25 protein-coding genes and 1 tRNA gene are annotated in these 26,111 nt (G+C 71.3%); 13 read left to right on the forward strand and 13 right to left on the reverse strand.

Going from position 1 to position 26,111, the window contains the following annotated elements; translation table 11 throughout:
• Nucleotides 1-28: 28 nt before the first annotated feature.
• Both ABZ939_RS22310 and ABZ939_RS22315 read right to left on the reverse strand, forming a co-directional pair.
• On the reverse strand, nt 29-1,435 hold the full coding sequence (locus ABZ939_RS22310) for a M1 family metallopeptidase (RefSeq protein ID WP_361857799.1): 1,407 nt from the start codon (nt 1,433-1,435) through the stop codon (nt 29-31).
• A 152-nt stretch (nt 1,436-1,587) separates the two neighbouring features.
• Nucleotides 1,588-2,130: a heme-binding protein gene (locus ABZ939_RS22315; protein WP_361857802.1), complete on the reverse strand. Its 543-nt coding sequence runs from the start codon at nt 2,128-2,130 to the stop codon at nt 1,588-1,590.
• 293 nt (nt 2,131-2,423) lie between these two features.
• Between ABZ939_RS22315 and ABZ939_RS22320 the strand changes: the two genes are divergently transcribed.
• The 4 genes from ABZ939_RS22320 to ABZ939_RS22335 all read left to right on the forward strand — a co-directional run bounded on the left by ABZ939_RS22320 (nt 2,424) and on the right by ABZ939_RS22335 (nt 6,075).
• On the forward strand, nt 2,424-3,551 hold the full coding sequence (locus ABZ939_RS22320) for a sensor histidine kinase (RefSeq protein ID WP_361858120.1): 1,128 nt from the start codon (nt 2,424-2,426) through the stop codon (nt 3,549-3,551).
• Nucleotides 3,548-4,174, forward strand: a complete 627-nt coding sequence (locus tag ABZ939_RS22325; protein WP_361857805.1) for a response regulator transcription factor — start codon at nt 3,548-3,550, stop codon at nt 4,172-4,174. Before ABZ939_RS22320 ends, ABZ939_RS22325 begins: the two co-directional genes overlap by 4 nt.
• 63 nt (nt 4,175-4,237) lie before the next feature.
• Nucleotides 4,238-5,464 carry an FAD-dependent monooxygenase gene (locus tag ABZ939_RS22330; protein WP_361857808.1) on the forward strand — a complete coding sequence of 409 codons (1,227 nt, stop codon included), beginning with the start codon at nt 4,238-4,240 and terminating at the stop codon, nt 5,462-5,464.
• Nucleotides 5,465-5,574: 110 nt separating this feature from the next.
• Complete coding sequence (locus ABZ939_RS22335; protein ID WP_361857811.1) at nt 5,575-6,075, forward strand: hypothetical protein; 501 nt, start codon at nt 5,575-5,577, stop codon at nt 6,073-6,075.
• A gap of 6 nt (nt 6,076-6,081) precedes the next feature.
• Here the strand turns inward: ABZ939_RS22335 and ABZ939_RS22340 are convergent, their stop codons facing one another.
• Nucleotides 6,082-6,747, reverse strand: coding sequence for a pentapeptide repeat-containing protein (locus ABZ939_RS22340; protein ID WP_361857814.1), 666 nt, complete (start codon nt 6,745-6,747; stop codon nt 6,082-6,084).
• A gap of 97 nt (nt 6,748-6,844) precedes the next feature.
• Between ABZ939_RS22340 and ABZ939_RS22345 the strand changes: the two genes are divergently transcribed.
• Nucleotides 6,845-8,020, forward strand: a complete 1,176-nt coding sequence (locus ABZ939_RS22345; protein ID WP_361857817.1) for an NAD(P)-binding protein — start codon at nt 6,845-6,847, stop codon at nt 8,018-8,020.
• Nucleotides 8,021-8,072: 52 nt separating this feature from the next.
• The gene (locus ABZ939_RS22350) at nt 8,073-9,071 is read left to right on the forward strand and encodes a zinc-binding dehydrogenase (protein ID WP_361857820.1); all 999 of its coding nucleotides are present in this window, start codon (nt 8,073-8,075) and stop codon (nt 9,069-9,071) included.
• A gap of 3 nt (nt 9,072-9,074) precedes the next feature.
• Here ABZ939_RS22350 and ABZ939_RS22355 read toward each other — a convergent pair whose 3' ends face one another.
• The 3 genes from ABZ939_RS22355 to ABZ939_RS22365 all read right to left on the reverse strand — a co-directional run bounded on the left by ABZ939_RS22355 (nt 9,075) and on the right by ABZ939_RS22365 (nt 10,968).
• Complete coding sequence (locus ABZ939_RS22355; protein ID WP_361857823.1) at nt 9,075-9,485, reverse strand: Rid family hydrolase; 411 nt, start codon at nt 9,483-9,485, stop codon at nt 9,075-9,077.
• Nucleotides 9,486-9,575: 90 nt separating this feature from the next.
• A complete protein-coding gene (locus tag ABZ939_RS22360) occupies nt 9,576-10,052 on the reverse strand; it encodes a GNAT family N-acetyltransferase (protein ID WP_361857826.1) in 477 nt (158 codons plus the stop codon).
• Nucleotides 10,053-10,071: 19 nt separating this feature from the next.
• Nucleotides 10,072-10,968: an aminoglycoside phosphotransferase family protein gene (locus ABZ939_RS22365; RefSeq protein ID WP_361857828.1), complete on the reverse strand. Its 897-nt coding sequence runs from the start codon at nt 10,966-10,968 to the stop codon at nt 10,072-10,074.
• Between the two features lie 213 nt (nt 10,969-11,181).
• Here ABZ939_RS22365 and ABZ939_RS22370 point away from each other — a divergent pair, with 213 nt between their 5' ends.
• Complete coding sequence (locus ABZ939_RS22370) at nt 11,182-12,573, forward strand: FAD-dependent oxidoreductase (RefSeq protein ID WP_361857831.1); 1,392 nt, start codon at nt 11,182-11,184, stop codon at nt 12,571-12,573.
• 128 nt (nt 12,574-12,701) lie between these two features.
• On the opposite strand, the gene ABZ939_RS22375 is transcribed toward ABZ939_RS22370, so the two are convergent.
• A tRNA-Thr gene (locus ABZ939_RS22375) sits at nt 12,702-12,775 on the reverse strand.
• Nucleotides 12,776-13,137: 362 nt separating this feature from the next.
• On the opposite strand from ABZ939_RS22375, the gene ABZ939_RS22380 reads away from it, so the two are divergent.
• The 4 genes from ABZ939_RS22380 to ABZ939_RS22395 all read left to right on the forward strand — a co-directional run bounded on the left by ABZ939_RS22380 (nt 13,138) and on the right by ABZ939_RS22395 (nt 17,185).
• Nucleotides 13,138-14,334, forward strand: a complete 1,197-nt coding sequence (locus ABZ939_RS22380; protein ID WP_361858123.1) for a transposase — start codon at nt 13,138-13,140, stop codon at nt 14,332-14,334.
• A 357-nt stretch (nt 14,335-14,691) separates the two neighbouring features.
• On the forward strand, nt 14,692-15,789 hold the full coding sequence (gene ugpC / locus ABZ939_RS22385) for a sn-glycerol-3-phosphate ABC transporter ATP-binding protein UgpC (RefSeq protein ID WP_361857833.1): 1,098 nt from the start codon (nt 14,692-14,694) through the stop codon (nt 15,787-15,789).
• 191 nt (nt 15,790-15,980) lie between these two features.
• The gene (locus tag ABZ939_RS22390; RefSeq protein WP_361857836.1) at nt 15,981-16,394 is read left to right on the forward strand and encodes a hypothetical protein; all 414 of its coding nucleotides are present in this window, start codon (nt 15,981-15,983) and stop codon (nt 16,392-16,394) included.
• A gap of 74 nt (nt 16,395-16,468) precedes the next feature.
• The gene (locus ABZ939_RS22395; protein ID WP_361857839.1) at nt 16,469-17,185 is read left to right on the forward strand and encodes a nucleotidyltransferase family protein; all 717 of its coding nucleotides are present in this window, start codon (nt 16,469-16,471) and stop codon (nt 17,183-17,185) included.
• A 178-nt stretch (nt 17,186-17,363) separates the two neighbouring features.
• On the opposite strand, the gene ABZ939_RS22400 is transcribed toward ABZ939_RS22395, so the two are convergent.
• Nucleotides 17,364-18,887 carry a DoxX family protein gene (locus ABZ939_RS22400; protein WP_361857842.1) on the reverse strand — a complete coding sequence of 508 codons (1,524 nt, stop codon included), beginning with the start codon at nt 18,885-18,887 and terminating at the stop codon, nt 17,364-17,366.
• 302 nt (nt 18,888-19,189) lie between these two features.
• Between ABZ939_RS22400 and ABZ939_RS22405 the strand changes: the two genes are divergently transcribed.
• Both ABZ939_RS22405 and ABZ939_RS22410 read left to right on the forward strand, forming a co-directional pair.
• Nucleotides 19,190-20,683, forward strand: coding sequence for a hypothetical protein (locus tag ABZ939_RS22405; RefSeq protein WP_361857845.1), 1,494 nt, complete (start codon nt 19,190-19,192; stop codon nt 20,681-20,683).
• An 89-nt stretch (nt 20,684-20,772) separates the two neighbouring features.
• Complete coding sequence (locus ABZ939_RS22410) at nt 20,773-21,405, forward strand: NUDIX hydrolase (protein ID WP_361857848.1); 633 nt, start codon at nt 20,773-20,775, stop codon at nt 21,403-21,405.
• A 34-nt stretch (nt 21,406-21,439) separates the two neighbouring features.
• Here ABZ939_RS22410 and rlmB read toward each other — a convergent pair whose 3' ends face one another.
• The 5 genes from rlmB to ABZ939_RS22435 all read right to left on the reverse strand — a co-directional run bounded on the left by rlmB (nt 21,440) and on the right by ABZ939_RS22435 (nt 25,992).
• Nucleotides 21,440-22,399: a 23S rRNA (guanosine(2251)-2'-O)-methyltransferase RlmB gene (gene rlmB / locus ABZ939_RS22415; protein ID WP_361857851.1), complete on the reverse strand. Its 960-nt coding sequence runs from the start codon at nt 22,397-22,399 to the stop codon at nt 21,440-21,442.
• A gap of 76 nt (nt 22,400-22,475) precedes the next feature.
• Nucleotides 22,476-23,876: a cysteine--tRNA ligase gene (gene cysS, locus ABZ939_RS22420; protein ID WP_361857854.1), complete on the reverse strand. Its 1,401-nt coding sequence runs from the start codon at nt 23,874-23,876 to the stop codon at nt 22,476-22,478.
• A gap of 55 nt (nt 23,877-23,931) precedes the next feature.
• Nucleotides 23,932-24,447, reverse strand: a complete 516-nt coding sequence (gene ispF / locus ABZ939_RS22425) for a 2-C-methyl-D-erythritol 2,4-cyclodiphosphate synthase (RefSeq protein WP_361857857.1) — start codon at nt 24,445-24,447, stop codon at nt 23,932-23,934.
• On the reverse strand, nt 24,437-25,186 hold the full coding sequence (gene ispD / locus ABZ939_RS22430) for a 2-C-methyl-D-erythritol 4-phosphate cytidylyltransferase (RefSeq protein WP_361857860.1): 750 nt from the start codon (nt 25,184-25,186) through the stop codon (nt 24,437-24,439). The genes ispF and ispD overlap by 11 nt, the downstream gene beginning before the upstream one ends.
• Before the next feature lie 323 nt (nt 25,187-25,509).
• The gene (locus ABZ939_RS22435; protein WP_003953493.1) at nt 25,510-25,992 is read right to left on the reverse strand and encodes a CarD family transcriptional regulator; all 483 of its coding nucleotides are present in this window, start codon (nt 25,990-25,992) and stop codon (nt 25,510-25,512) included.
• Nucleotides 25,993-26,111: the final 119 nt, after the last annotated feature.

The following is a 26,111-nucleotide window of genomic DNA, read 5'->3' on the forward strand; positions in this document are numbered from 1 at the left end:
GCGCGAGGACCGCGCCGGGGCTCCGGCCTTACGGGCGCTTCGGCTTCCCGTCCCCGTACAGCCACACGTCCCACACCTCGCCGAGGTCCTCCCCCGCCACCTCCTCCGCGTACGCGGTGAAGTCGGCGGTGGAGGCGTTCCCATGACGGTGTTTCGCCGCCCAGCCGGCCAGGATCTCGTAGAAGGTGTCGTCGCCGACCTGCTGCCGGATCTTGTGCAGCACCATGGCGCCCCGCTGGTACACCGGCGGGTCGAAGAGGTTCTCCGCGCTCGGCGGATCGGCCGGCGGGAAGTCCCAGTTGGCGTCGGTGGCGAAGGCCGCCTCGAAGTTCACCTGCGCCGGGACGTTCTCGAAGTCCTCCGCGTACAGCCACTCGGCGTAGACCGCGAAGCCCTCGTTCAGCCACATGTCCTTCCAGTCGGCGGGCGTGACCGAGTTGCCGTACCACTGGTGCGCGAGCTCGTGCACGAGGATCTCGACGGTGAGCGAGTCCAGGGGGAAGAACGGCCGCGTCTGGGTCTCCAGCGCATAGCCGGCGTCGCCGGTCCGCTCGACGATCGCACCGGTGGCGGAGAAGGGGTACGGCCCGAAGTTCTCCTCCTGCCAGGCGAGGAGTTCGGGGATCCGGGCGAGCAGCGGGTCGCTCTTCGCCGCGACGGACGGATCGGCGGCGGTGAGCACGGGCAGCCCGGAGGGCGTGGCCGAGACCTTCGTCCGATACTGCCCGACGGCCACGGTCGCGAGGTAGCTCGCCATCGGCTCGGCGGAGTGCCAGACGGAGGTGGTCCGGCCGTTCGCGGTCCGCTCGGAGGTCCGTACGCCGTTGGAGACCGCCTGCGTCCCCTGCGGCACGGTCAGGGTGACGTCGTACGTCGCCTTGTCGGACGGGTGGTGGTTGCCGGGGAACCAGGCCATGGAGCCGGCCGGTTCGCCGAGTGCGACCGCCCCGTCCCGGGTCCGCAGCCAGCCCTCCTTCGAGCCGTCCGCGTCGGTGATCGTCCGGGGCACGCCGGAGTACTCGATCGTCGTACGGAAGACCTCGCCCTTGCCGATGTCCGCGCGCGGCCGGAGCGTCAGCTCGGTCCCGGCCCGGTTGACGGAGGCCGGGTCGCCGTCCACCACGGCGGAGTCGACCGCGAGGCCGGCGAGGTCGAGGTTGAAGGCGCTGAGGTCCTGGGCGGCGCGGGCCGTGATCATGGCGGTGCCGTCGAGCCGACCGCTCCTCGGGTCGTAGGCGAGGTCGAGCGCGTAGTGCGTGACGTCGTAGCCGCCGTTGCCGAGCTTGGGGAAGTACGGGTCGCGCAGCCCCGCCGCGCCGGGGGTGCCCTCCACCCCGCCGATGTCCACACCACCGCCGTCGGCGGTACTGGTGCAGCCGGCGAGGAGCAGCAGCGCGGCGACGGCTCCCAGGGCGGCGCGGGTACGTGGTTCCACTCACCGATCTTAGGACGGTGGCGCCCGGCGGGGGGTCCGGGCGCCACCAGCATGGGTGACCGGGCACGGGGGTCCTGCCCGCCCGGCCCGCGCCCGCCGCGTACGGGTCCTGCCCGCCCGGGCCGCGCCCGCCGGGCCGGCGTTCGCCGGGCTTACTTGTTGAGCGCCGCGACACCCGCCTGGGCGAACTTCTCGTCCAGGTCGCCGCTCGGCGCACCGGCGACACCGATGCCGGCGATCGGCGCGCCCTTGGCGGTCACCGGGACGCCGCCGCCGAGGAACAGGGTGCCGGGGATGTCCTTCAGGTTCGGGGCCTGGGCGAGACGGCCCGCGAGCACGGAGGTCGGGGCGTTCCAGGAGACCGCGGTGAACGCCTTGCGCTCGGCGGACTCGTAGGACTGCGGGCCGGCGCCGTCGCCGCGCAGGGTCACGATGGTGTTGCCGTTGCGGTCCACGACGGCGACCGTGACACGCTGGTTCTCGTCCTCGGCGGCGTCCAGGGTGGCCTGCGCGGCCTTGGTGGCGGCCTCGATCGTCAGGTGCGTGGTCTGCTGCAGGTTCTCGTTCGACGCGTCGGCCTTGGCGGCGACGGCGGGCGCGGCGGCGGGGGCGGAGGCGTTCGCGGAGACGGCGCCAAAGGTACCGGCGGCGACGACGGCGACGGTGGCGGCACCGAAGAGGATCTTCTTCTTCATGGGAGGTCTCCTTGAGGCTGGGGCGATGGTCGGGCCAGGCGGTCGAGCGGGCCGGTCGACCCAGGTGGTCGAGCCAGGCGGTTCGTTCGCTCTGCCCTCCACTCTCCGGCCGGATCCGGGCCCGTACGGTCCACGAACCGGCTGCCCCCGTCGCGCATGATGGACGACGGGGGTGTCAGCCGATCGGTTGATGCCCCTCTGGTCCCCCTGGGCCAGGATGGATACGTATCCCCAGGTCAGAGGAGTGTCACGTGAGCGAGCAGGACCCCGACGCCCGCTGGCTGGCGCGGGTCATGCACATCGCCTTCTTCCTCCTCCTCGGCGCCTCCCTGGCCCGCTTCCTGCTGCGGCACCCCTGGGAGGACCGCAGCCCCTGGATCGTCGCCCTCTCCGGCGCCCTCGCCTCCCTCTACCTCCTCGGCCCCGTCCTCGGCACCCGCGCCACCCCCCGCCGGATCGCCTGGCTCTTCACGGTCGTCGCGGTCTGGATGGTCCTGGTGGTCCTCGCGCCGAGCTTCGCCTGGTGCGCGGTGCCGCTCTTCTACACCGGCCTGCGCACCCTCCCCCCGCGCGCCGCCCTCGTCCTCGTCACGCTCCTCACCGCGTTCGTCGTCACGGCGCAGGTCCAGCTCTCGGACGACGGCTTCGACCCCAACCTCGTCTTCGCCCCGCCGGCCGTCGCCGCGATCGCCACCGCCGTCTTCGTCCACGCGCAGCGGCAGGCCGACCGCCAGCGGGCGCTGATCGACGACCTGATCCGCACCCGGCGCGAGCTGGCCGCCATAGAGCGCCGCGAGGGCACCCTCGCCGAACGCCAGCGGCTCTCCATGGAGATCCACGACACCCTGGCCCAGGGCCTGTCCAGCCAGCAGATGCTGCTCCAGGCGGCCGACCGCACCTGGGACGCCGACCCGTCGACGGCCCGCCGCCATGTCCGTACGGCCGAGTCGATCGCCGAACGCAACCTCGCCGAGGCCCGCCGCTTCGTCCACGACCTCGCCCCGGCCGACCTCGCCGAGGGCGGCGGTCTGGAGGAGGCGCTGCGCGCCCTCGCGGGGCGCGAGTCCGCCGCGTTCCGCGTGGACGGCACCCCGGTCCCGCTGCCGGAGCGCGTGCAGTCGGCGCTGCTGCGCATCGCCCAGGGCGCCCTCGCCAACGTCCGCGAGCACGCCGCCGCGACCTCCGCCGCCCTGACCCTGACCTACCTCGACGACCAGGTCGTCCTCGACATCGCCGACGACGGCCGTGGCTTCGACGCCTCCCGGGCCCGCGAGGCAGGGGTACGCGGCCACGGCCTGCCCGCCATGCGGGTGCGGGCGCAGCAGCTCGGCGGCACACTCACCGTGGAGTCCACCCCCGGCGAGGGCACGGTGCTCTCGGTCGCGATCCCCCTGTCCACGCCTCTGGAGGTCGGCGCATGACCGTACGGATCCTGCTCTGCGACGACCACGCCGTCGTCCGCGCCGGGCTGCTCGCCCTGCTCGGCAGCGCCCCCGACATAGAGGTCGTCGGCGAGGCCGGCAGCGGCGAGGAGGCGGTCGCGATGGCCGCGAAACTGCGCCCGGACGTCGTCCTGATGGACCTGCAGCTCGGCCCCGGCATCGACGGCGTCGAGGCGACCCGCCGGATCGCGCGGACGGGGTCCGGCGTGCACGTCCTGGTCCTCACCACGTACGACACGGACGCGGACGTCACCCGCGCCATCGAGGCCGGCGCCACCGGCTACCTCCTGAAGGCCGAACGCCCCGAGGAGCTGTTCGCCGCGATCCACTCCGCCGCCCAGGGCCGTACGACCCTCTCCCCGCCGGTCGCCAGCCGGGTCATGGACCGGATGCGGGGAGCCGCCGGACCCACCCTCACCGACCGCGAACGGGACATCCTCGGCCAGCTCGCACACGGCCTCGGCAACCGCGAGATCGCCCGCGCGCTCTTCATCAGCGAGGCGACCGTGAAGACCCACCTCGGCCGGATCTACGCCAAGCTCGGCGTGGACACACGTGCGGGCGCGGTCGCCGTGGCGAAGGAACAGCGCCTGCTCCCCTGACGCTGCTACCCTGCGTTGCCATTCCATCGCAGGGTGTCAGTTTTTCGTTGAGTGGGAGCGCACGTGAAGATCGCCTGCGTCGGCGGTGGCCCCGCCGGCCTGTACTTCTCGATCCTGATGAAGCGGCAGGACCCGTCCCACGACATCACCGTCTACGAGCGGAACCCGGCCGGCTCCACGTACGGCTGGGGCGTGACCTACTGGGCCGGGCTCCTGGACAAGCTGCGGGCCGGCGACCCGGAGTCGGCGCGCGCCATCGACGAGGCCTCCGTCCGCTGGACCGACGGCGTCGCCATCGTCCGCGACGAGCGGACGGTCCACCGCGGTGACCAGGGCTTCGGCATCGGCCGGCGCCGGATGCTCACCCTCCTCGCCGAGCGGGCCGCATCGCTCGGCGTACGCGTCGAGTTCGAGCACGGGATCACCGGCCCCGACGCTCCCGAGCTCGCGGACGCCGATCTGGTCGTCGCCGCCGACGGGGTCAACAGCGCGCTGCGCGAGGCCCACGCCGCCCACTTCGGCGCCGAGGTCGCCACCGGCCGCAACCACTACATCTGGCTCGGCACCACCAAGGTCTTCGACTCCTTCAGCTTCGCCTTCAAGGAGACCGAGCACGGCTGGATCTGGTGCTACGCGTACGGCTTCAGCGGCGAGCGGTCCACGTGTGTCGTCGAGTGCTCCCCGGAGACCTGGACGGGGCTCGCCCTTGACGCCATGTCCGAGGCGGACACCCTGAACCTCCTGGAGAAGACCTTCGCGGACCTCCTCGACGGCCAGGCGCTGATCGGCCGGGCGCAGACCGACGAGGCCGCCGCGCAGTGGCTGAACTTCCGCACCCTGACCAACCGCACCTGGCACCGCGGCAACCTCGTCCTGCTCGGCGACGCCGCCCACACCACGCACTACTCGATCGGCGCCGGCACCACCCTGGCGCTGGAGGACGCCCTCGCCCTCGCGGACGCCCTGCGAGGCCAGGACCAGGGCCGCGAGGACCTGGACGCGGCGCTCACCCGGTACGGGAAGCGGCGACGGGCGGAGCTCCTCTCGGCCCAGAGCGCGGCCCGCTACAGCGCCCAGTGGTACGAGAACCTCCCCCGCTACATGCGCCTGGAGCCGCGGCAGATGTTCGCGCTCCTGGGCCAGCGCCACTCGCCCCTGCTCCCGCACATCCCGCCGCAGCTCTACTACCGGATCGACCGGGCGGCCGAACAGCTGGAGCCGCTGCGCCGCTTCAAGCGCTGGCTGGGCCCTCGTATGGCCCGCGCCCTGCACGCCCGGACGCGCGCCTGACGGCGGCTTGACCCGAGCCCGGTAGGAGGCGGCCCGCCGCGGGGGCGGCCGCGTCCGCTCGGCGCCCCGGGCGGGCGGTGGGGTGCCGGGCACGTGGGACCATCGTCTCCGTGCTCGACATCGGCTACTCCCTCTCCCGTCGCTTCCCCGACCCCCCGCAGACCGACTACCGGCGCGCGGACGTCCACGCGCTGCGCCACGACCTGTTCTGCGGGGATGTCTACCTCGCCGACCCCAAGGCCGACCGCGAGGTGTCCACAGCCTGGGGATGGGTGCCGGTCCTCGACTTCGCCTGGGCGCTGTGCGACATCGTCGAGCAGCTCGACCGCGACCCGCGCGGCAGCCGGTCCTCGCAGCCCCAGTACGCGGAGCTCGACTTCACCGAGTCCTCGGACCGGATGCTCTTCGAGCGCCGCTTCGGCTGGGTGGACGTGGAGGCCGACTGGATGCCGGGCGACGAGCCCCCGCTCACCTTCAACCACGCCGAACTGCGCCGCGAGGCCCGCGACTTCCTGCACGACCTGATCGCCGACCTGACCGACATGCACGAGGGCCTCGGCGACGACCCGGTGATCTGGGACCTCCAGGCCCGCTTCCCCCGCCTCCCGTAAGCCCCCTCAGTCCTCCACCCGCACCCCCAGCTGCGCCGCGAACACCGGCGCCAGATCCAGCAGCTGCGCCGTACTGATCACCGCACCGGACAGTGCGTCCACCCCGCGCGCGATCTCCAGACGCTCCACCGTCCGCAGATCGACGTCCTTCATCCGCGCCCCGCTGAAGTCAGCACCCTTCAGCGCACAGTCCCGGAACTCGACCCGCTCCAGCACCGCGCCCCCGAAGTCGGGCTCGCTCAGCACGCAGCCCTCGAAGACGACGTCCTTCAGCTTCGCCGTCCGCAGATTCAGATAGTCGATCTTCCCTCCCCGCACGAGCACCCGCTCCAGAACCGCCCCGTGCAGCTGCGTCCCCCCGAGACGCGCGTCCACGACCTCCACGTCCCGCAGCGACGCCCCCGCCAGGTCCGTACCCACGCCCCGGATCCCGCTCAGCACACAGTCGAGGACCCGCGCCGCCCTCAGCCGTGTCTCGTCGAGCGCGCAGTCCCGCAGCGCGCAGTCCATGAACCGCGCGCCCGCCCCGTCCTGCCCCGCCAGATCGAGCCCCGCGAACTCCAGGCCGTCGTAGTCCCCGTCCGGATCGAGCCCCCCTTCGTACGCCACCAGCCGCGGCAGCCGCACCTCCGGCCGACGCACGACCGCCGGCTTCTTCTTCCCTGTCGCCATGCCCCCATGGTGACGTGCGCCACTGACAACGCCCCGATGTCACATTCCGCACCCCCTGCGCCGTCCCCTGTGCAAGACCGAAACAAGGGAGCACGAGATGCAGCGGAGCAGGAAGCACATCACCGTCATCGGCGGCGGATTCGCCGGACTCACCGCGGCGATCACCGCCGCCGAGAGCGGAGTCAAGGTCACCCTCCACGAGGCCCACCACACCCTCGGCGGCCGCGCCCGTACGGCCGAAGGCCCGTACCTCACCAACGAGGGCCCCCACGCGCTCTACCGCGGCGGCCCCCACTGGACCTGGCTCGAGCAGCGTGACCTCCTCGGCCCGCTCGCACCCCTGCCGCTGTCCGAAGCCGCCCGCTTCCGGTTCCACCGCGCCGGGGCCCTGCGCCGCACCCCGCCCCTCGGCTTCCTCCGCCACACCCTCCGGACGGCCGAACAGGCCCCCGTCGACACCGACTTCCTCACCTGGGCCACCCGCGTCGCCGGCCCCGAGGCCGCCCGTCAGGCCGCCGCGTACAGCGGAGTCGCCCTCTTCCACCACGACCCCGGCGCGCTCTCCGCCCGCTTCGTCCAGGAACGGCTGCACCGGGCCGCCGCGCTGCCGCCCGAGGCGCAGTACATCCGCGGCGGCTGGGGACAGTTGACCGACCGCATGGTCGACCGCGCATGGAATCTGGGCGTACGGATCGAGACCTCCTCCCGCCTCGACGAACTGCCGCTCGCCGACGGCCCCGTCGTCGTCGCCACCTCCCTCCCCGCGGCCGCCCGGCTCCTCGGCGACCCCGGCCTGACCTGGGAGAGCGGCCGCACCGTCCTGTTCGACCTGGCGCTGCGCACCCGCAAGGGCGACCCGTTCGTCGTCTCCGACCTGGACGCGCCCGGCTGGATCGAGCGCTTCACCGCACAGGACCCCTCCCTCGCCCCGGCCGGCGAGCAACTGATCCAGGCCCAGCTCCCCATCGGGCCCGGCCGGTCCAAGGCCGAGGGCGTCGCCCACGCCGAGCGCCTGCTCGATCTCGGCTTCCCCGGCTGGCGGGAGCGCACGGTCTGGCGCCGCGAGGCCCTCTGCGCCGGCCGTACCGGAGCGCTCGACCGCCCCGGCACCACCTGGCGCGACCGCCCCGCCATCGACCGCGGCGACGGCGTCTACCTCGCGGGCGACCAGGTCGCGGCGCCCGGGGTGCTCTCCGAGGTGTCGTTCACGAGCGCGATCGAGGCGGTGTCCCTGGCGCTGCGCACGAAAAAGCTTGACCTCAAGTCCGCTTGAGGTTGAAAGCTGTCGTGCGTCAACGGGAGAACATTCACCAGGGGAGCCCACCATGCACGCCATCCGCCTCCACGCCTTCGGCCCGGCCGAGAACCTCACCTACGAGGAGACCGCGGACCCCGTACCCGGCCCCGGCCAGGTACGGATCGCGGTCACCGCGGCCGGCGTCCACGTCCTCGACACCGCCCTCCGCATGGGACAGACCGGCCCGTTCCCCGCCCCCGCCGAACTGCCCACGATCCCCGGCCGCGAGGTCGCCGGCACCGTGGACGCGCTCGGCGAGGGCACCGACCCGGCCTGGCTCGGCAAGCGCGTCGTCGCCCACCTCGGCCTCGCCCCCGGCGGCTACGCCGAACTCGCCGTCGTCGACGCCGCCAAGCTCCACGCCCTGCCCGACACCCTCGGCGACGCCGAGGCCGTCGCCATGATCGGCACCGGCCGCACCACCCTCGGCATCCTCCAGTTCACCGAACTGGGCCCCGACTCGATCGCGATCGTCCCCGCCGCCGCCGGCGGCATCGGCACCCTCCTCGTCCAGTACGCCAAGAACGCCGGCGCGACCGTCATCGGCCTCGCGGGCGGCCCCGAGAAGGTCGCCGTGGTCAAGGAGAACGGCGCGGACCTGGCAGTCGACTACAAGCTCCCGGACTGGCCCACAGAGGTCCGCGCCTTCCTGGGCTCCCGTACCGCCACGGTCGTCTTCGACTCGGTCGGCGGCAACACCGGCCGCGCGGCGGTCGACCTCCTCGGCAAGGGCGGGCAGCACGTCGTCTTCGGCTGGTCCGACAAGGGCCCCCACGGCGGCGGACCGCTCACCTTCACCGACGAGGAACTCGCCACCCGGGGCATCACCTCCGAGAGCGTCCTCGGCCCGGTCATGATCCAGAAGGCCGGAGGCGACGTCCGCAACCTCGAACTCGCCTCCCTCGCCGCGGCCGCCGAAGGCACCCTCCGCCCCGCAGTCCACCGCTTCGCCCTCGCCGAGGCGGCAGCCGCCCACCACGCCCTGGAGACCCGGGGCACGATCGGCAAGGTGGTCCTGATCCCGTAGGACCTACGAGTCGAGGACGGCGGCGACACCCTCGATCTCGACGAGCTGATCGTCGTAACCGAGCACCGTGACGCCCATCAACGTACTGGGGACATCGTGGTCACCAAAGGCGTCCCGCACGACCTGCCAGGCGGTCACCAGGTCCTCCTGCCGCGTGGACGCCACGAGCACCCGCGTACTGATGACGTCCTCCAGCGACGCGCCGGCGGCGGCGAGAGCCACCCGCATGTTCTCGACGGCCTTCGCCGCCTGCCCCGCGTAGTCCCCGACCGCCGCCGTGGAACCGTCCTCGTTCAACGGACAGGCCCCGGCGAGAAAGACGAGCCGGGCCTCCGCGGGCGCCGTGGCCGCGTACGCGTACTCGGCGACATCGGAAAGGGAGTTGGCGCGAATCAAGGTGATGGCACGGCCCACGGTCGTCTCGTTCCCCTCTGGACGTCACAAAACGCGCCCATCCTGCCAGCGCCCCCGCGACCCCGCCTCCCCTTTTCCACAGAGGCCGCGTCACCCCCGCGCCCCCAGCTCCGCCAGCGCCGCATCCGTCAGCCGGTACACCGACCACTCGTCCTGCGGCTTCGCCCCCAGCGACTTGTAGAAATTGATCGACGGAGTGTTCCAGTTCAGGACCGACCACTCCAGACGCTCGTACCCCCGCTCCACACAGATCCGCGCCAGCTCCCGCAGCAACGCCTTCCCGTACCCGCCGCCCCGGCTCGTCGGGCGCACGTACAGGTCCTCCAGGTAGATCCCGTGCACCCCGCGCCACGTCGAGAAGTTCAGGAACCACAGCGCGAAGCCCACCACCTCGCCCCCGTCCGTCTCCGCGATGTGCGCGAACGCCGCCGGACGCTCCCCGAACAGCGCCTCGCGCAGCTGCTCCTCCGTCGCGCGGACCTCGTCCAGCGCCTTCTCGTACTCGGCGAGCTCACGGACCATCGCGTGGATCGCAGGGACATCGGCAGGTGTGGCGGTACGAATCATGGACCCAGCCTGCACCCGATCACCCCGCGCGTGCCAGCAGCGTCCGGGCAATGAGCACCTGTCCCTCGTCCAGCGCGGGCTCCCCGTCCGCCACGTCCCACAGCCCGTTCTGCAGCACCCGCCCCCACGTCCACGCCACCGCCCGCCCCCGGTCGAGACCCAGCACCTCCGTCAGCAGATCGAACCGCCACAGCGTCTCCGCCGGATCCGGATCGAACCCGCTCGTCAACGCCGGCAGCAGATCGAACCCCGGATCCCCCGCCAACGGCTTCGGATCGATCGCCAGCCACGGCTCCCGCTCCGCCGCCAGGACGTTGTCGAAATGCAGATCCCAGTGGAGCAGCCGATCCCCCGGCTCACCCGCCACCTCCCGCACCGCCGCCGCACAGTCCCGCAGCAGCCGCGCGTCCGCCTCCCCCAGCTTCCCCGCCGCCTCCGGTACGGCCTCCAGCATCCGGGCCGCGATCTCCCCCAGCCCCCGCAGCCCCTCCGGCGCCGGCACCGCCACCAGCCGCGCGAGCAGCTCCGCCAGGATCCGCGTCGCCTCCCGCGAGTCCCCCAGCGCCGACAGATGCCGGCCCTCGTCCAGCCGCTCCAGCAGCAACGACCCCGTGCCCGGATCGTCCGCGAGAAGCCGCACCGCACCGCCGCCGCCCCACACCCGCAGCGCGACCGCCTCGCCCTCGCTCTCCTCGTCCACAAGCTGCAACTTGAGCGCGGCACGCACACCGTCGGACACCCGCGTCACCGGCAGCACCAGCGACGCCACCCCATACATCGAAGGGCCCGTCTGCCGAAGCCCCCACCTGTCCAGAAAGTGCGCGGCCCGCGCAGGCAGCGAGGCGACGAACGCCCGCCCGGCGTCACCGTTGAACCGAGCCTGGGACGCGGCGAGTTCCTCCGGAACATGAATCACACGGCGATGCTAGGGGAGCGACAGCACGAACAGCCCTGCGTACGGGCATGAAAAGGGCCTTTCGGAACGACGAAATCCGCACCCCAGGACCCAGGCGCGCACCCCCCGTCCGCCACCCCGCCGAAAGACCCCGATCCGAGGGTCGAAGGCCCCCGGAACATCCAGTAGCCTCCCGCCCACACCTCTCCGTACGCATGACGCATCGAGGAACACATGAGCAGCACGGTCAACGGCGGCATCTCGTTCTGGTACGCCCAAGAAGGCACCCCCGCCCCCCGCGAGCCGCTGCCCGGCGACACCACTGCCGACGTCTGCATCGTCGGCGGCGGCTACACCGGCCTCTGGACCGCCTACTACCTCAAGAAGGCCGTCCCCTTCCTCAACATCACCCTCCTCGAAGCCAAGTTCTGCGGCTACGGAGCCTCCGGACGCAACGGCGGCTGGCTCTACAACGGCATCGCCGGCCGCGACCGCTACGCCAAACTCCACGGCCACGAGGCGGCGGTCCGCCTCCAGCAGGCCATGAACGACACGGTCACCGAAGTCATCCGCGTCGCGACCGACGAAGGCATCGACGCCGACATCCACCAGGGCGGCGTCCTCGAAGTCGCCCACTCCCCCGCCCAGCTCGCCCGCCTCAAGGACTTCCACGCCGTCGAGATCGCCTTCGGCGAGAAGGACCGCGAGCTCTACGGCGCCCGCGAGACCGCCGAACGCATCCGCGTCACCGGCGCCGTCGGCTCCAGCTGGACCCCCCACGGAGCCCGCCTCCACCCCGTGAAACTCGTCAAGGGCCTCGCCGCGGCCGTCGAAGCCCTCGGCGTCACCATCCACGAACACACGCCCGTCACCGAGATCAGGCCCAAGCACGCGATCACCCCGTACGGCACCGTCCGCGCCCCGTACATCCTGCGCTGCACCGAAGGCTTCACCGCCTCCCTCACCGGCCAGCGCCGCACCTGGCTCCCCATGAACTCCTCCATGATCGCCACCGAGCCCCTCACCGACGCCCAATGGGAATCCATCGGCTGGGACGGCCTCGAAACCCTCGGCGACATGGCCCACGCCTACATGTACGCCCAGCGCACCGCCGACGGCCGCATCGCCCTCGGCGGCCGCGGCGTCCCCTACCGCTACGGCTCCAAGACCGACAACGACGGACGCACCCAGCCCCAGACCGTCGAGGCCCTCCGCGAGATCCTCATCCGCTTCTTCCCCTCCCTCGCCGGCCTCGGCATCGCCCACGCCTGGTCCGGCGTCCTCGGCGTCCCCCGCGACTGGTGCGCCACCGTCACCCTCGACCGCTCCACCGGCCTCGGCTGGGCCGGCGGCTACGTCGGCTCGGGCGTCACCACCACCAACCTCGCCGCCCGCACCCTCCGCGACCTGATCCAACAGGACTCCGGCCAGTCCGGCCCCACGGACCTGACCGCCCTCCCCTGGGTGAACCACAAGGTCCGCAAATGGGAACCGGAACCCCTGCGCTGGCTCGGCGTCCAGACGATGTACGCGGCCTACCGCACCGCCGACCGCCACGAATCCACGACCCACACCCCCACGACGAACCGCATCGCCAAGCTCGCAAACCGCCTCTCCGGCCGCTGACAACCACAAAAGCCCGGGCCGGCAAAACGGTCCCGGGCAGCACCCGGCCCCCTCCCGCACCGGCCAGATATGCCCCCGTAACGCACAAGTGTCCCGGACCTGAGTGGTCCGGGACACGAGATTGGTTGAGCCTCCTGTCGGAATCGAACCGACGACCTCGAGATTACAAGTCACGCGCTCTAGCCAACTGAGCTAAGGAGGCATCACGCGCGTACACACGCGTGAGACACCCTCACTCTACACAGCGCCGCGAACCGCCAGCCAAGAACTTCTCGACCGCCGTAACCACCCGCCCACACGTTCGTTGAGCGCACTGAAGTGCCGTTCCGACTATCGGACAGCACGGCGGGGAGGGGCGATGGCGGAGAAATCGGAGGGAGCGCCGGTACGGGTCGTCGGCGCCCAGGCCAAGCGCGTGAAGCGGGAGGCGCTGGGCATCACTGACCGGCACGAGCGGCACGGCCGCGCATCGGGGCGGATGAAGCAGCGGGCCAAGGCAGCGGGTACGCAGCCGCGGGTCTACCGCTACCGCTTCTACCCCACTCCCGAACAGGCCGAGCGCTGCTGCAGACCTTCGGTGCCTGCCGGTGGGTCTACAACGAGGGGCTGGCCCTGCGGTCCGGCGCCTGGGAGCAGCACCGTGTGTCGGTGGGGTTCGCGGAGACGTGTCGGGCGCTGACGGGATGGAAGCGGGAGGCGGGGCGGGAGTGGCTTCGGGAGGTGTCGTCGACGGTGCTGCAGCAGGCGCTGCGGCATCTGGATGGGGCGTTCTCTCGGTTCTTCCAGCAAGCGGCGAAGTACCCGAAGCGGAAGAAGAAGGGCCGGTCACGGGATTCGGCGACGTACGTGCGGACCGGTTTTCGGTGGGTGGAGGATCCGGAGCGGCCGGGTACGGGCCTGGTGACGTTGGCGAAGCAGTCGACGCCGCTGGACATCCGCTGGTCCCGGCCGTTGCCGGCGGGTCAGGTGCCGGTGCGGTTGAACGTGACGCGGGATCGAGCGGACCGCTTCTTCCTGTCGGTGATGGTCGAGGAGCGGATCGAGCCGCTGCCGCCGGTGTTCCTGGCGGGCGGGTCCGAGCCGAAGGCCGTGGGGCTGGATCTCGGTCTGGCAGCGCTGGTGACGTTGGACGACGGTTCGTTGCTTGAGCATCCACGTCTGCTGAAGAAGTACGGGGACGAGCTGGCCCGCCGCCAGCGGGCACTACATCGGAAGAAGAAGGGGTCGAAGAACCGGGGGAAGGCTCGGGAGCGCATCGCGCGTCTGTACGCACTCATCGGCGATGTCCGCAGGGACCTGCTGGATCAGTTCACCACCCGCCTCGTGCGCGAGAACCAAGTGCTCGTGGTGGAGGACCTGCCCATCGCCAACCTGATGCGTCCTGCCGTCGGGAAAGGGCGGCGTCGTAAGGCGAAGCTGAATCAGACGATCAGAGATGCGGCCTGGGGTGAGCTGCTCCGGCAGCTCCGCTACAAGTGCGAGTGGTACGGACGGACGCTGGTGATCGTGGACCGGTTCTTTCCGTCGACGCGGCGCTGCTCTGCCTGTCATACGAAGGGGCCTCGACTGGACGTGTCGGTCCGGGAGTGGGCCTGCGAGGAATGCGGCGTGGTCCACGGCCGGGATGTGAATGCGGCGGTGAATCTCCGGAACGAGGGGATGCGGCTGTACTGGCTGGTGGCGGCTGCGCTGCCGCCGGGCAGGCCAGCGCTTTCGATGATCCGGGCGTCGGAGCTGCCAGACGCCGTCCTGGCGGCGTAGGGCAAAGTACGGTACGGACCGACGGGCCGTCGGCCGGAATGCCTGTGGAGCCCGCGTAAGACCGGCCCGGTGCGGCCTCAGGCTCGTACCAGATCGGCAATGGGTGCTGAAGCAGGAAGCGTCACGTGCGTGGCAGGGCCAAAAATCCCGCGCTCTACCTCGCAGAGACGCCGGGTCAAAAGTGCACTGCTCTGCCTCCGCCGAGCAGCTCCTCGAAAATCTCTCCGCCTCCGACTGCTGACAGATCGGACATCGCCAAGGTAGCGTCGCCTGGAGTTCACTCCGGTGGACTAGACCTCAATCCTTCCTTTACTCGGATCGTCCGGCACGTTCCTGCCGGTGAAGGGACACATCACCATGGCTTCTGTCACTTTCGACAAGGCGACCCGGCTCTACCCGGGTTCCGACAAGCCCGCCGTCGACCAGCTCGAGATCGAGATCGAGGACGGCGAGTTCCTCGTCCTCGTCGGCCCGTCCGGCTGCGGCAAGTCGACCTCCCTGCGCATGCTCGCCGGTCTGGAGGACGTCAACGGCGGCTCCATCCGCATCGGTGACCGCGACGTCACGCACCTGCCGCCGAAGGACCGGGACATCGCGATGGTGTTCCAGAACTACGCGCTGTACCCGCACATGACCGTCGCCGACAACATGGGCTTCGCGCTCAAGATCGCCGGTGTCAACAAGAGCGAGATCCGCGCCAAGGTCGAAGAGGCCGCGAAGATCCTCGACCTCACGCCGTACCTGGACCGGAAGCCGAAGGCGCTCTCCGGTGGTCAGCGGCAGCGTGTCGCCATGGGTCGCGCCATCGTGCGTGAGCCGCAGGTGTTCCTCATGGACGAGCCGCTGTCGAACCTCGACGCGAAGCTCCGTGTCTCGACCCGTACGCAGATCGCCAGCCTGCAGCGCCGGCTCGGCATCACCACGGTGTACGTCACCCACGACCAGGTCGAGGCCCTCACCATGGGCGACCGGGTCGCCGTGCTGAAGGACGGCCTGCTGCAGCAGGTCGACTCGCCGCGGAACATGTACGACCGCCCCGCGAACCTCTTCGTCGCCGGCTTCATCGGCTCCCCGGCCATGAACCTGGTCGAGGTCCCGATCACCGACGGCGGCGTGAAGTTCGGCAACAGCATCGTCCCGGTCTCCCGTGACGCGCTCTCCGCCGCCTCCGCCAAGGGCGACACGACCGTGACGGTCGGCATCCGCCCCGAGCACTTCGACGTCTCGGGTGCCACCAGCAAGGAGGGCCTGGCCGTCTCCGTGAACGTCGTCGAGGAGCTCGGCGCCGACGGTTACGTCTACGGCTCCGCGCGCGTCGGCAGCGAGGACAAGGACCTGGTCGTCCGCGTCGGCGGCCGTGCCGTGCCGGAGAAGGGCTCCACGCTGCACGTCGTGCCGCGCCCCGACGAGCTGCACGTCTTCTCCACCTCGACGGGTGAGCGTCTCTCCGACTGACCCGAGCGACCGCTGAACGGCCCCGCATCTGTTGCAGATGCGGGGCCGTTTGCCTATGTCGACAAATACCCCGGCAGAGCGGCCAATTCGGACACCTGCGTCAACACGGGATTCGAAAAGCCGCCTCGAACCATCCCTCGCGAGAGTGACTAAATGTCGCCATATCACTACCGGCCGCTACGCTCGCCTGCGTGACGCATACTGCCCGCCGAATCGGCCGCTCTCTCGCTCTCGTCCTGCCCGTCGTCCTGGTGCTCTCCGGGACGCTCGCGGTATCCGCCGTTCCGTGGGCCGGCCAGGCCTCCGGGACCCAGATGCTCACCGCGTCCTCGGAGAACGTCTCCGTCCCCGCCAAGTCCCGTGCTCCGCAGGATATTCTGCGCGACCGCCTCCTCGCAGAACTTCAGGAGAAGGACCCCGGCACGGCGTTGACGCACCTCCAGCGCGAGGTCGAGAACAGCCCGTCGCTCGCCAAGCACTGCATGTCCATCGCCCGCGCCCTCGGCAAGGCGGCCGTGCGGTACTACGGCCCGACCCGCGCCCAGTCCTACTCCCGTCCGGTCTGCGACACCTCGTTCGCGACCGGTGTGATGTACGCGAGCTGAGCCGTCGAAGGAACCGCGACACCGCGCCACGACGCTGAACAGCGGCTCCGAGAGGTGCGCATATCGTTCCCGGTATGGATACCTCTCCGACGCAGGCCGTGGTCCTGGCGGGCGGCCAGGGCTCGCGCCTGCGCCCGTACACCGACGACCGCCCCAAGCCGATGGTCGAGATCCCGGGCACCGGGACCCCGATCATCGGCCATCAGCTGTCCTGGCTCGCCGCCGAGGGCGTGACGGATGCCGTCGTGTCCTGCGGCCATCTCGCCGAGGTGCTCCAGGAGTGGCTCGCCTCCGCCGATCTGCCGCTGCGCGTGAAGACGGTCGTCGAGACGGAGCCCCTGGGCCGTGGCGGCGGCCTCAAGTACGCCGCCGCGCATCTGCCCGAGCCCGGGCAGCCCTGGTACGCCACGAACGGCGACATCTGGACCCGCTTCTCCCTGCGTGAGATGGCGGCGTTCCACGCGGAGCGGGACGCCACCGCCACGCTCGCCCTCGCCCGCCCGCGGATCCCGTGGGGCGCCGTGGAGACGGACACGTTCGGGCACATCACCGACTTCATCGAGTCGCCGCCGTCGCCGTATCTGATCAACGCGGGCGTGTACGTCTTCTCCGCGGAGTTCACCGAGCTGCTCCCCGACCGGGGCGACCATGAGCGCACCACGTTCCCCCGGCTGGCGCGAGAGCGCCGGCTGGCGGGCTTCCCGCTGCCCCAGGGGGCCTACTGGCGGGCGATCGACACCGCGAAGGACCTGACCGAGGCGGCGAAGGAGCTGGCCGCTCAGGGCGTCTGACAGCGGTCGCGTCAGCCGTTCCGACACCGGTTCCGGCAGCGGCTTCGGCAGCGGCCGCGGCAGCCGTTCCGGCAGCGGCCCCGGCAGCGGTTCGGCAGCCGTTCCGGCGGCCTTCGTACGTACCGAAAGGGCGGCACCACTCGGAAGTGGTGCCGCCCTTCGCGTACAGGCCGGTGTGTCAGCCCAGCAGGCCGCCGATCGGGTTCCGGTTGCCTCCGGAGGTCGAGCCGCTCGTGGGGTCGCTGCTGCCGGTGCCGCCGCTGCTCGTACCGCCCGAGCTGGTCGGCCCGGAGCTGGTGGACGGCGGGGCCGCGGGCCTCGACTGGGTCGGGGAGCTGTCGGTACCGCGGGTGGCCGTCGGGCGGCTCTCGGAGATCCGGCCCGTCTCCCGTACGGTCTCGGTCGGCTCGGCCTTCTCGTCGTCCTCGCGCTCGCCGCTCGCGCCGGCCGTCGCGGACGGCTTGGGGCTCTTGGGGGCGGTACGGGACGGGCTGCCGGTGCCGGGCTCCTGCGGGAGCGGCTGGCCGGGCAGGTGGTTCATCGGGTCGTCGTTGGGGCCGGGCACGGTGACCATCTCGGTGGACCGTACGGCGCCGCCGAGCATCGAGCCGAGGAGGAGCGTGAGGCCGACGACGACGGAGGCGACGAGGGCGCCGCGGCGCAGGACCCGGCGGCGGAGCTCCCACAGTTCGGAGCGGGGGCCGAGGGTGCGCCAGGCTTCGCCGGCGAGGCGTCCGTCGATGGAGTAGACGGGGGCGCCGGCGATGATCAGCGGGGACCAGGCGGCGAGGAAGATGATGTCGGCGGAGTCGTAGACCGGGACGGTCTTCCAGCTGACGGTCAGGAGGAGGGCGGCGGAGAGCAGGGCGCCGATGACGGCGGCGACCCGCTGCCAGAGTCCGAAGACGGTGAGGACGCCGACGACGACCTGGAGGAAGGCGACGGTCAGTCCGGCGCCGACGGGGTGCTGGAGGGCGAAGTCGCGCAGCGGCTCGGCGAGCGCCCAGGGGTGCAGCGAGTTGAGCCACTTGACCATGGAGCCGCGTTCGCCGCCGTCGAAGTAGACGGGGTCGCAGAGCTTGCCCATGCCGGCGTAGATGGAGATGAAGCCGAGGAAGACGCGGAGCGGGAGGAGTACGACGCCGAGGTTCATCCGGCGCCCGGGGTAGTAGGCGTGCCGGACGGGGTCGGCGCCGTGGCGGTTCGGTCGGGTGCGGTCGTCGTCCCCGGTGGCCATGTCGTCCCCGGCGTGCATGTGGTCGTACGTCACCTCCGCCGGGAGGTCGTACGCGCCTTCGGCCCGCCGCATGGGCGGCAGGAGCGGGGGCGGCCCGTCGGGGAAGACGGGGGTCTCCATGGTGTCGTCGATGCGCGGGATGGCCTGGGTGATCCCCGCGTCCAGCGGTTCCAGCGTCGAGACGGAGGACTCGCGTACGGCCTGGAGCAGTCCAGTGGCGCCGGGCGCGGACTTTCCGGTCCAGACGACGGGTCGGCGGCGGCCCGCGGCCGTACCCGCCGATGCCCCCATGGCGGAGAGCCGGGGGGCGGCGGCGGCGAACTTCGGCTGCTGGGCAGGCGCGAGCCGCACACGGAAGCTGGCGTGGTTCACGATGACCTGCGCGGGGTCGGAATCCACTTTGACCATGCTCAACGCGGGCTGATCGTCGAACCCCGGCCGGGGCGTTCTGGTGTCCACACTCATCTAACCGAGTGACGCGGGGTTAGGACACTGCCTTGACGGGCGGGAAATGTCCGAGGCCCGTCAAGATCAATGTCACGGGGTGGGCAGCCGGGGCGTCCGATACCTCATGATGCGCCGTCAGTTGACTTTACAATCGCGGGACGCCAGTCGAGGGGAGCGACATCATGGCCAGTCCCATTCAGCACGGTCGGAACGTTCAGCCCGGTCCGTCGGCACCACCGCAGGTCCCGCAGCAGCGGGCATCCGGCGAGGCCCCCTTACCGGGAACCGCGCCCGCACCTGACACGCCGGACGCGCCTCCCGTGGCGGAACCGGCGCGGCGGTCGAACCAGCTCGTCTTCTCCGACCTGACGCACTACCCGGTCATGGCCCAGGCCCTCGACGATCAGTGGCTGCCGGCGGAGCTGGCCGCGGGTCGGCAGGAGCCGGGCGCGCCGCGGAGGGTGCCCGGAGGGGTGGCGGCGGCCTCCGCCGAGCTGCGGCGCTCGCTCGTCAACAGCGGGACGCTGGTGGTCAATCGGGCCTTCTTCGTGAACAACGAGGCGCTGTACTCGAATTTCGTCCCGCAGGCGGAGGCGGGTGAGCGCAAGGCGTTCGCGCAGCTGCTGAACGACCGTGTGATCGTCCCGTACCTGTACAAGGAGCGGGACGGCACCGAGGACTTTCCCTTCACGCACGACGCGGTCGCCGGGCGTGCCTGGCGGCGGCTGGTCTCGGAGGAGTCCGACCCGGCGTTCGTGCGTCTGGACTGGGACGAGGAGGCGAACCGGGCCGGCGCCGACCGCATAGGCCAGCGCTTCACGCGGCAGCTGGCCGGGCTGCGGTGGCTGCGCGCCCCGCAGCTCGCGAAGGACCTCGGTATTCCGGAGGAGCTGGCGCACGCGATGGGCGAGGGGATCCTGAAGGAGATCCTCGTCTGGGCGGCCTCCCAGGACCGGACGAGCAACATCAGCCGGAGCGCTCTCTACGAGCAGTTCCTCACCCGCCCCGGTACGGCCCCGCACGAGAACCTGCTGCGGGACGGCGACGAGATCGTGCCGACGAAGCAGCTGATCGATCTCATGTACAACCTGGGGGTGCCGGACGCAAGCGGGCTGGTCGCGGCGACGCCGCCGGGCTCTCCTCCGCGCCGCACGCTTCAGGAGGAGGTCTCGCCCGACGCCCAGGCGCAGGATCCGGAGGCGGTCGGCCGGCTGGTGCGGAATCTGGTCGCGGATTCGCTGCACCGGGCGGTGGACGGTCCGAACTCGTACGCCGGTCTGACGCTCGCCGACATCATCGGTCTGCGCGAGACCGGTGAGTGGCAGGCGTATGTGGCGTCGTTGGAAGCGTTCATCCACGGCAGCTTCCGGGACGGGCGGATTCCGGATTCGGAGGAGTTCTCGGAGCGGACCGCGACGATCGCCCGGAACCACGCGCGGATGCTGAAGGCGGCGCGGGCGGCCAGCAGTTCGCGGCAGGGGTTCGCCCGGGAGATCACCACGTTGCTGGTGCTCGAGTCGGGTGGGGTGGCGCTTCAGGTGGCGAGTGGTGAGGAGGTGTCGCTGCTCGCCGGTTCGCTGCAGATGCTGACGGCGGTGGGCGGGGCGCTGAGTGTCCGTCTGGAGTTCTGGGACCGGGGTGCCCGGGACCGCCGGGCCGGCCTGGGGCACTCGCTGACATTGCCGACGCTTCGGCTGGGCAACCTGAAGAAGGACTGGGAGGCCATCCTGGGCGCGTACGGCGGTCGTGTCGTCGAGACGGGGCGGGCGCCCGGCGGGAACGGGCAGGCCGACCAGCAGGGGCGGCACGGCTAGGGCGTGGCTTCCGGATCAGCCCGGCAAGATCCGGAGGACAGGCCCTGGGACGTGGCCGGTGGAGCGGGCCGGGCGTGGAGGGGAAGACCATGAGCAGGGAGCCGGTGCGGCGGTACGAGCTGCTGCGCAGCGAGCGGCCGGAGCTGTTCCGGAATGACCCGGGCGGCATCGAGATCCTCACGGACCCGGCGGCCGTCGAGGCCGCGGGCGGGGTGCTGTACCAGGACCCGTACGTGATTTTCGTACGGGACGCCGTGCGCTTCCCCGACGGCCGCACCGGTACGTACATCCGCTCGCTGAGCCCTGCCGCCGAGCCGGGCTGTGTGATCCTGCCGCTCCTGGGCGACGGGATGGTGCTGATCGAGCATTACCGGCATGCCACCCGGTCGTGGCAGTGGGAGATTCCGCGCGGCTTCGGCACTCGGGGTCTGACGGGCGAGGCGAACGCCGCGAAGGAGCTCGAGGAGGAGATCGGGGCGCGGGTGCGGGAGCTGATCCCGCTCGGGTCCCTGCATCCCGATTCGGGGGTGACGGGCGATCGGGTGCTGCTGTTCGCGGCCCGGATCGACGCGGTGGGGCGTCTGGGGGTGGGCGAGGGGATCCGCAGCTCGCTGACGGTGACGTTCGCGGAGGCGGAGTCCATGATCGCCGACGGGCGGATCACGGACGGCTTCACCATCGCCACCATGACGCGCGCCCGCCTGGCAGGCCTGACGGCCTGAGGCGGGCGCGGGTGCGGTTGCCGGTGGGGGCGGCTCAGCCCTGGCGGCGGCGGGCGACCTCGTAGAGGACGATGCCCGCGGCGACGCCGGCGTTCAGCGACTCGGCGCCACCGGGCATCGAGATGCGGACGCGGTAGTCGCAGGTCTCGCCGACGAGGCGGCCGAGGCCCTTGCCCTCGCTGCCGATGACGATGACGACCGGGCCGTCGAGGGCCTCCAGGTCCTCCACGGTGTGCTCGCCGTCGGCGGCGAGGCCGACGACCGTGAGGCCCTCCTTCTGGAAGCCCTCCAGGGCCCGGGTCAGGTTGGTGACGCGGGAGACCGGGGTGCGGGCGGCGGTGCCGGCCGAGGACTTCCAGGCGCCGGCGGTCATGCCGGCCGCGCGGCGCTCGGGGACGACGACGCCGTGGCCGCCGAAGGCGGAGACGGAGCGGACGATCGCGCCGAGGTTGCGGGGGTCGGTGACGCCGTCGAGGGCGACGATCAGCGGGTCCTCGTGGGCGTCGTAGGCGGCCGCGGTGAGGTCCTCGGGGTGCGCGTACTCGTACGGCGGGACCTGGAGGACGAGGCCCTGGTGGTTCAGGCCGTTCGTCATCCGGTCGAGCTCCTGGCGCGGGGCCTCCATCAGGTTGATGTTGCCGCGGTCGCCGGCGAGCTTGAGGACGTCGCGGACGCGCTCGTCGTTGTCGATGAACTGCTGGACGTACAGCGTGGTCGCGGGGACGCCGTCGCGCAGCGCCTCGAAGACCGGGTTGCGGCCGACGACCATCTCCGAGGTGCCCTTGGGGCCACCGCGGCGCGGGGCGGGGCGGCGGGCGGCTGCCTGCTTGGCCTGGGCGTTGGCGATGCGGTTCTTCTTGTGGCCCTTGCGGGCGGAGGCGGGCGGCGTGGGGCCCTTGCCCTCGAGGCCCTTGCGCCGCTGGCCACCGCTGCCGACCGTCGCGCCCTTCTTGTTGGACGTGCGGCGGTTCCTGCGCTGGCTGTTCCCGGCCATGACTACCTAATCCTCGGTGTTGCGTACGTAGGTCTGTAAGTGAAGTGTGCCGCCCGGCTCCCCGAGCGGCACATCATCAGCGGTTGCCCAGCGTCCAGCGGGGGCCGTCGGGGCTGTCCTCGATGGCGAGGCCGGACTGGCCGAGCTGATCGCGGATGGCGTCCGCGGTCGCCCAGTCCTTGCGCTCGCGTGCCGACTCGCGCTGCTGGAGCACGAGCCGTACGAGGGTGTCGACGACGCCGTGGAGCTCCTCGCCGCGGTCGGTCTCCTCGGCCCAGTGCGGGTCGAGGGGGTCCAGGCCGAGGACGCCGAGCATGGCCCGGACCTCGGCGAGGCGGGCGATGGCCTCGTCCTTGTCGTCCGCGGCGAGCGCGCTGTTGCCCTGGCGGACGGTGGTGTGGATGATCGCGAGCGCCTGCGGGACGCCCAGGTCGTCGTCCATGGCCTCGGCGAAGGCCGGCGGCACCTCGGGGGCGGGCGGGACGGTCTTGCCCGCCTTCTCGGTGACGCGCTGGACGAAGCCCTCGATCCGCGCGAACGCGGACTCGGCCTCGCGCAGGGACTCCTCGCTGTACTCGATCATCGAGCGGTAGTGCGGGGTGCCCAGGTAGTAGCGCAGGACGATGGGTCGCCAGTTCTTCACCATCTCGGAGACGAGCACCGAGTTGCCGAGCGACTTCGACATCTTCTCGCCGCTCATGGTGACCCAGGCGTTGTGCACCCAGTACGAGGCGAAGTCGTCGCCGAAGGCCTTGGCCTGGGCGATCTCGTTCTCGTGGTGGGGGAAGATCAGGTCGAGGCCGCCGCCGTGGATGTCGAAGGCGGAGCCCAGGTACTTGTGCGCCATGGCCGAGCACTCCAGGTGCCAGCCGGGGCGGCCGCGGCCCCACGGGGTCTCCCAGTCGGGCTCGCCGGGCTTGGTGGCCTTCCACATGGCGAAGTCGCGCGGGTCGCGCTTGCCGGTGATGCCTTCCTCGGCGGGCTGGCGCAGGTCGTCGATGTCCTGGTTGGACAGCTGCAGATAGCCCGGGAAGGAGCGGACGTCGAAGTAGACGCTGCCGTCGGCCTCGTAGGCGTGTCCGCGCTCGATGAGGCCGCGCATCATCTCGACCATCTCGGTGACGTGGCCGGTGGCGCGGGGCTCGTAGGTGGGCGGGAGGCAACCGAGCGCGTCGTAGCCGGAGTTGAAGGCGCGCTCGTTCTCGTAGCCGATGGACCACCAGGGGCGCTTCTGGTCGGCGCCCTTGGCGATGATCTTGTCGTCGATGTCGGTGACGTTGCGGATGAACGTGACGTCGTAGCCGCGGTACTCGAACCAGCGGCGCATGATGTCGAAGTTCAGCCCCGAGCGGATGTGACCGATGTGCGGGGCTGCCTGGACGGTGGCGCCACAGAGGTAGATCGAGACACAGCCCGGTGTGAGCGGGGTGAAGTCACGGATCTGCCGGGCGCTGGTGTCGTACAGGCGAATAGTCACCACTCCAGGGTAGTGGGCGTGTGGTAGTGCCCCGCGCACGATTCGGGGACGCGCCTCAGGTTTGTGGCCGCGCGGGTTCGTTCCGTCGGATCACCAGTGCGGTGGCGATGGCGGCGAGGCCCTCCGCGCGGCCGGTGAGGCCGAGTCCGTCCGTCGTCGTGCCGGAGACGGAGACGGGGGCTCCGACCGCCTCGCTCAGCGCCTTCTGGGCTTCGTCGCGGCGCTTGCCGACCTTCGGGCGGACGCCGATGACCTGGACGGCGACGTTGCCGATCTCGTAGCCCTCGGCGCGGACGATGCGGGCGGCCTCGGTGAGGAGGGTGACGCCGGAGGCGCCGGACCACTCGGGGCGGGAGGTGCCGAAGTGGGCGCCGAGGTCGCCGATGCCGGCGGCGGAGAAGAGTGCGTCGCAGGCGGCGTGGGCGGCGACGTCGCCGTCGGAGTGCCCGGCCAGTCCGTACTCCTCCTCTTCCCAGAGGAGGCCGGCGCACCAGAGCTCGCGGCCCTTCTCGAAGGCGTGCACGTCGGTGCCGATGCCGGTGCGGGGCATGTTCAGGGGCTCAGAAGCCATCGTTGGCCCTCCTGCGGGCGAGTACGGCCTCGGCCAGTACGAGATCGAGCGGGCGGGTCACCTTGAACGCCTCTTCGTGGCCGGGTACGACCACGACGGGGGCGCCGAGCTTCTCGACCATGCCGGCGTCGTCCGTGGCGCCGTCACCGGTGAGGGCGACGGTCGCGTGCGCGTTGACGAGGGTCTCGTAGTCGAAGCCCTGCGGGGTCTGGACGGCGCGGAGGCGGGAGCGCTCGGGGGTGGCGACGACGCTCTCGGGGTCGCCCTTCGTCTCCGCGGGCTCGACCTCCTTGACGGTGTCGGCGACCGGGAGGGCGGGGACAACGGCGACGGCGCCGTCCCGGACCGCCTCGATGACGGCGTCGACGGTGTCGACGGGGACGAGCGGGCGGGCCGCGTCGTGCACGAGGACGGTGCTGACGCCCTCGGGCAGCGCTTCGAGACCGAGGCGTACGGACTCCTGGCGGGTGTCCCCGCCGGGGACGACCAGGTAGTCGGTCCGCTCGGGCAGCGCGTGGGCGTCGAGGAGGTTCTTGACCTCGGTGGCGCCGTCGGAGGGGGCGACCACGACGACGAGGGAGACGGCGCGGGAGGCTGCCATCGCCCTGACGGCGTGGATGAGCATGGGGGTGCCGTTCAGCGCGCGGAGCGCCTTGGGGGCGCCCGGGCCGAGCCGTACGCCCCGGCCCGCCGCGGGGATCACAGCGGCGGTGCGCGCGGGACGCGTTTCGTCTGTCATCGGTTGCACTCCGGCAGGTTTGTTTCCTCGGCCGACATGGGTATGGCCTCACCGTGCTGGACGCGACGCCTTGACCGGGCCCTTTCCGTGACGACGGTCGGGGCGTACCGCGCGGCACAGGGGATGTGGCACGGGAGGACGCGAGGGAGGCGGTTGTAGCAGCGCCGTGGACGACTGGGTCGCGACGCGGCGAACGTCCGGCGACGGATGCCGACGGACATCGGTGCGGTGGATGTGTCGCGAGGACGCGAACATGCCGCAGCGCCCGGCGACAGCACTGTGAGGTTCACAGCACGTCAACGGGCACCGCGGCATCGCTTCATTCAGGACGCGAGGACCTCGTCGAGGAGAGCCTCGGCCTTGTCCTCGTTCGTGTTCTCCGCGAGGGCCAGCTCGCTCACCAGGATCTGCCGAGCCTTGGCGAGCATGCGCTTCTCACCTGCGGAAAGTCCGCGCTCGCGCTCCCGGCGCCACAGGTCGCGGACTACTTCGGCGACCTTGATGACATCGCCGGAGGCGAGCTTCTCGAGATTTGCCTTGTAGCGCCGGGACCAGTTGGTCGGCTCTTCGGCGTACGGTGCACGCAGCACCTCGAAGACCCGGTCCAGCCCGTCCTGACCGACCACATCGCGAACACCGACGAACTCCGCGTTGTCCGCCGGTACACGAACCGTCAGGTCGCCCTGGGCGACCTTGAGCACCAAGTAGGTCTTGTCCACGCCTTTGATCTGGCGAGTTTCGATGGCCTCGATCAGCGCGGCCCCGTGATGGGGATAGACCACGGTGTCGCCAACCTTGAACGTCATGTGACAGGTACCCCTTCCGTGGCTATCCAGGGTAACACGGATACGGCTTCTTCTGAATGGCGTTTTCGCAGGTCAGGGCATATCTCGGGGCTTGACAACAGCAACGCGAACGTGCTGCG

The sequence above is a fragment of the Streptomyces sp. NPDC046712 genome, assembly GCF_040645695.1.
Taxonomy (GTDB): domain Bacteria; phylum Actinomycetota; class Actinomycetes; order Streptomycetales; family Streptomycetaceae; genus Streptomyces.

What these genes read in the sequence shown, in the direction of transcription:
- ABZ939_RS22345 (WP_361857817.1), top strand. Translation starts at nt 6,845, where the DNA reads ATGCAGCGGAGCAGGAAGCACATCACCGTCATCGGCGGCGGATTCGCC.
- ABZ939_RS22410 (WP_361857848.1), top strand. Translation starts at nt 20,773, where the DNA reads ATGAGCAGGGAGCCGGTGCGGCGGTACGAGCTGCTGCGCAGCGAGCGG.
- ABZ939_RS22320 (WP_361858120.1), top strand. Translation starts at nt 2,424, where the DNA reads ATGCACATCGCCTTCTTCCTCCTCCTCGGCGCCTCCCTGGCCCGCTTC.
- rlmB (WP_361857851.1), bottom strand. Translation starts at nt 22,399, where the DNA reads ATGGCCGGGAACAGCCAGCGCAGGAACCGCCGCACGTCCAACAAGAAG.
- ABZ939_RS22370 (WP_361857831.1), top strand. Translation starts at nt 11,182, where the DNA reads ATGAGCAGCACGGTCAACGGCGGCATCTCGTTCTGGTACGCCCAAGAA.
- ABZ939_RS22360 (WP_361857826.1), bottom strand. Translation starts at nt 10,052, where the DNA reads ATGATTCGTACCGCCACACCTGCCGATGTCCCTGCGATCCACGCGATG.
- ugpC (WP_361857833.1), top strand. Translation starts at nt 14,692, where the DNA reads ATGGCTTCTGTCACTTTCGACAAGGCGACCCGGCTCTACCCGGGTTCC.
- ABZ939_RS22395 (WP_361857839.1), top strand. Translation starts at nt 16,469, where the DNA reads ATGGATACCTCTCCGACGCAGGCCGTGGTCCTGGCGGGCGGCCAGGGC.
- ABZ939_RS22340 (WP_361857814.1), bottom strand. Translation starts at nt 6,747, where the DNA reads ATGGCGACAGGGAAGAAGAAGCCGGCGGTCGTGCGTCGGCCGGAGGTG.
- ABZ939_RS22400 (WP_361857842.1), bottom strand. Translation starts at nt 18,887, where the DNA reads ATGAGTGTGGACACCAGAACGCCCCGGCCGGGGTTCGACGATCAGCCC.
- ispD (WP_361857860.1), bottom strand. Translation starts at nt 25,186, where the DNA reads ATGACAGACGAAACGCGTCCCGCGCGCACCGCCGCTGTGATCCCCGCG.
- ABZ939_RS22435 (WP_003953493.1), bottom strand. Translation starts at nt 25,992, where the DNA reads ATGACGTTCAAGGTTGGCGACACCGTGGTCTATCCCCATCACGGGGCC.
- ABZ939_RS22315 (WP_361857802.1), bottom strand. Translation starts at nt 2,130, where the DNA reads ATGAAGAAGAAGATCCTCTTCGGTGCCGCCACCGTCGCCGTCGTCGCC.
- ispF (WP_361857857.1), bottom strand. Translation starts at nt 24,447, where the DNA reads ATGGCTTCTGAGCCCCTGAACATGCCCCGCACCGGCATCGGCACCGAC.
- ABZ939_RS22325 (WP_361857805.1), top strand. Translation starts at nt 3,548, where the DNA reads ATGACCGTACGGATCCTGCTCTGCGACGACCACGCCGTCGTCCGCGCC.
- ABZ939_RS22350 (WP_361857820.1), top strand. Translation starts at nt 8,073, where the DNA reads ATGCACGCCATCCGCCTCCACGCCTTCGGCCCGGCCGAGAACCTCACC.